At 70.1% G+C, this 3,181-nt stretch carries 3 protein-coding genes; 1 reads left to right on the top strand and 2 read right to left on the bottom strand.

What is annotated here, in order from left to right; genetic code table 11:
• Positions 1–615: enoyl-CoA hydratase/isomerase family protein (locus VF794_RS32870; RefSeq protein ID WP_331117068.1), on the top strand; the 615-nt coding region annotated here is incomplete at its 5' end.
• Positions 616–687: 72 nt separating this feature from the next.
• Here VF794_RS32870 and VF794_RS32865 read toward each other — a convergent pair.
• Both VF794_RS32865 and VF794_RS32860 read right to left on the bottom strand, forming a co-directional pair.
• Positions 688–885: a hypothetical protein gene (locus VF794_RS32865; protein ID WP_331117067.1), complete on the bottom strand. Its 198-nt coding sequence runs from the start codon at positions 883–885 to the stop codon at positions 688–690.
• A 674-nt stretch (positions 886–1,559) separates the two neighbouring features.
• The coding region (locus VF794_RS32860) for a DUF2135 domain-containing protein (RefSeq protein WP_331117066.1) at positions 1,560–3,181 on the bottom strand (1,622 nt) is incomplete at its 5' end.

Genomic DNA, 3,181 nt, shown 5'->3' with positions numbered 1-3,181 from the left:
GGCGGAACGTTCTCCGCGGGGGGAGACCTCCAGATGCTCGAGCGGCTGCGCCGGGTGTCCTCGGAGGAGGCGCGCACCTTCATGCTCGACTTCTATGCGCGCTACCTCTGCGTGCTGGAGCTGCCGGTGCCCACGGTGGCCGCGGTGGAGGGAGCGGCGATTGGCGCCGGGCTGTGCGTGGCGCTCGCGTGCGACCTGTGCGTCGTCGCCGAGGACGCGAAGCTCGCGCTCAACTTCGTTCAGCTGGGACTTCACCCGGGCATGGGAGCGACGTACTTCGTGCCGTGGAGAGCGGGCGCGCAGCGGGGCGCGGAGCTGCTCCTCACGGGCCGTCGCTTCGATGGGCGTGAGGCAGTGCACCTCGGGCTGGCGCTCGAGGCGACGCCAGGGCCCGAAGTGCTCGCGCGCGCCCGGAAACTCGCGGCCCAGGTGGCGGCGAATGCCCCGCTGGCCACCCGGGCGCTCAAGCGCAGGCTGGCACCGGACCGGGCCGCCCTCCAGCGGGCCCTGGAGGAAGAGGCGCGCTTGCAGGCGGAGAGCTACGGGAGCGAGGACCTGGGCGAGGGGCTCGCGGCCGCGGCGGCCCGCAGGGCGCCCCTCTTCCAGGGGCGCTGAGGAGAGGATTCGGACCCTGGCTCCAGGCGGAGGAGGACCGTTCCTCCTCCGGAGTGCAGGTTTACGGGTGAATCACGGACCGTCCACGGTGATGTTGTCGGTGGCCAGGCCGCACGCCACGCCGGTCGAGGTGCTCTCGAACTTGATGAGGGAGCTGGTGCTCGTGGCATTGAACACGTAGCTCCGGTAGGCCCACGTCCCCGAGGCATTGGAGATGCTCGCCGTCGAGGGACCATGGAGTTCGAGCTGCGCCGAGGTGGCGAAGCTCAAGGTCCAGCGTCACGAGCGCGGCCAGTTCGTCCGGCTGCCGCTGGCGGCTTCAGCGGAAAAAGAAAACCCCGGGTCGCCTGATGGCGCCCGGGGCTCTGCTACATCCAGTGGAGGCGGCGGGAATCGAACCCGCCGCCGGAGGCTTCCAGAGAGACCGTTCCAGAGCGATCGAGAGCGGTTTTCGTAGGAGTTCCGGATGCTTACGCTGCCCCCTGCCCCATCTTGAGCTGTGTTGAGAGCGCCCCAGCGCGGGTCTGCTGTAGCAATGTAGCAAGGTACGTCACAGCGGCCCTGGCGGCCCTGGAAGGAGGCAACCCGGTGCGGGCCGCGACCCTCCTGCGCCTTCTGCTCTCGTAGGCCCCGAACCCCACAAGCAGGCAGGGGCTCCACGGAGGCCCGTGGGAGGCTGACGGTAGCGTGTGCCCTGGCGAGGTGTGGCCGGGGAGGGGCAGGTGGAGGAGCGCGGGTGGGCGTACCGGCGGAGGCAGCCGGAGGGGACGGTGCTGTACGAGGCGGTGAGGGACAACCTCGCCACACTGCTGGCAGCGGCGAGCGAGGTGGGGCGTGGCCTGTCGCAGTACGTGGAGCGGGGCTTCGTTCGGTGCTGGGGGCACGGGGACCCGGTCGAGACTTTTCACGTTCGCGTCTGGCGCATGCCTACGACGACCGTCCCGCTAATTCCGCGAGAGGCAGGTCTCTCTTCTCTCGCCGCCTTCGAGGCTGAGGCACAGCTGCTCCCCCTGGAGTCGCACGCTGCTTCTGTGGTTACCGAGAGAGGGGGGCTGTGCTGCCAGCTCTCCGCCCTGGAGCTCCTTCATCGGTCCGGTGCACGCCTTACTCCCCCACCCCCAGCTCGGGGTGAACTCGATGGAATCGCCAGAGAGGCGATACCGCCCTTTGTACCGGACAGAGCGGCAAAGCTTCTTTCCGAACCCGAACTCGCTTAGGTACTCGTAGCTCCCATCGCGGCCCAGGTCGAACTGCTCGAACACCCCCACGCCGGGACCTGTCGCCACCCTGTGCCACCGTCCGGCGATGCTCGCTTGGGTGGGGGCGGGACTGATCCGCACCTTGCCGATCTCGACGAGGTCCTTGGCGCCCTCCAGGCGCAGCGTGAGCACCTGGCGCTGCTCGCCCGGCCGCCCATAGCGGGTGATGACGGTGGCGGTGACGGTGGCCGGCCCCAGCAGCGTCTGCTGGCGGGAGCCGTAGTAGTGCGCGCGGATGGTGTAGGTGCCCGGCAGGGCGCGGTGGAGCACATACTCCTCGGGGCCATAGCCCTGCGTGAAGTCCCGGGACACGAGCCCGCCCTGCTCGGTGCGGTTGTGGCCGTAGTAGGCCGTCTCGCCGGTGGGCTCCTCCACATGCAGGTCCACGTCCGTGAGGTCCGCGTCCCAGGAGAGGACGATGCGCACGTCCACGTCGAGCAGCTTGCGCAGCCGCGCGTCCAGCTCACAGCGCGCCGGGGGGCCTCCGGCCTGGAGGCGCTCGGCGAGCGCGAGCAGGCGGTTGAGCTCCATGAGCGCGATGACCTCGATTTGGGGGAAGCGGTCCCACGTCTTCATCACCACCTGGGTGAGCAGCCCCATGGCCTCCTCCAAATCCGGCACCGAGCGCGAGCCCTCGCCGCGCAGGGAGAGCGCGAGCGCGAGGTCGCGGTAGGACTGGGGCTCCTCGGGGCGCAGGCGCAGCACGCCGCGCAGGACGCGGATGGCGGTGTCGAGCTCACCGGCCTGTTGCAGCCGCCACGCGTAGACACGCAGCAGGGCCGGGTCCTCAATCCGCAGTTCCGCGAGATTGGAGAGCACGCGCAGGCCGAGCGGGCGCTGGCCGTCCTTGAGCAGGAAGTCCGCGCAGTCCAGCAGGAAGGCCGGGTTGTTGGCGTAGTCACCGCGCGCCTTCAGGTAGGCCGCGTAGGCCTTCTGGGCGCCGGCGGCGCGCATCGCCTGGAGGTAGGGCGTCTCGGGGTTCCACTCGGTGATGGCGATGCTCGACTCGTTGCCACCGGAACCGGAGTCCGGGGCCTTCTCGCCCAGCGCGCCATAATGCGCCACGCCAGCAGCGGCGGAGGGCGGGGGCGCCCGGGCCGGGCGCTCGCTCATCTGCCGCTCCTCCCCCTCCATCCGGGCGCTCGCGCCCTTCTTCGGCTTCTCCCTCGAGCTGAAGTCCGGGGACACCTTGAACTCGGTCTCCCACCAGCTCACGCGCTCGCGCCACATCGCCAGCACCTCGTCGATTTTGGCCTGCTTCCCCTGCTGCTCCGCCTTGCGGCGCTCAGCGCGCTGGGCGAGGAACT

Origin of the sequence: Archangium sp., from assembly GCF_036389735.1 — a bacterium.
GTDB lineage: Bacteria > Myxococcota > Myxococcia > Myxococcales > Myxococcaceae > Archangium.
The sequence above is the reverse complement of the archived record's forward strand: the minus strand, read 5'-3'. Positions and strand labels throughout refer to the sequence as shown.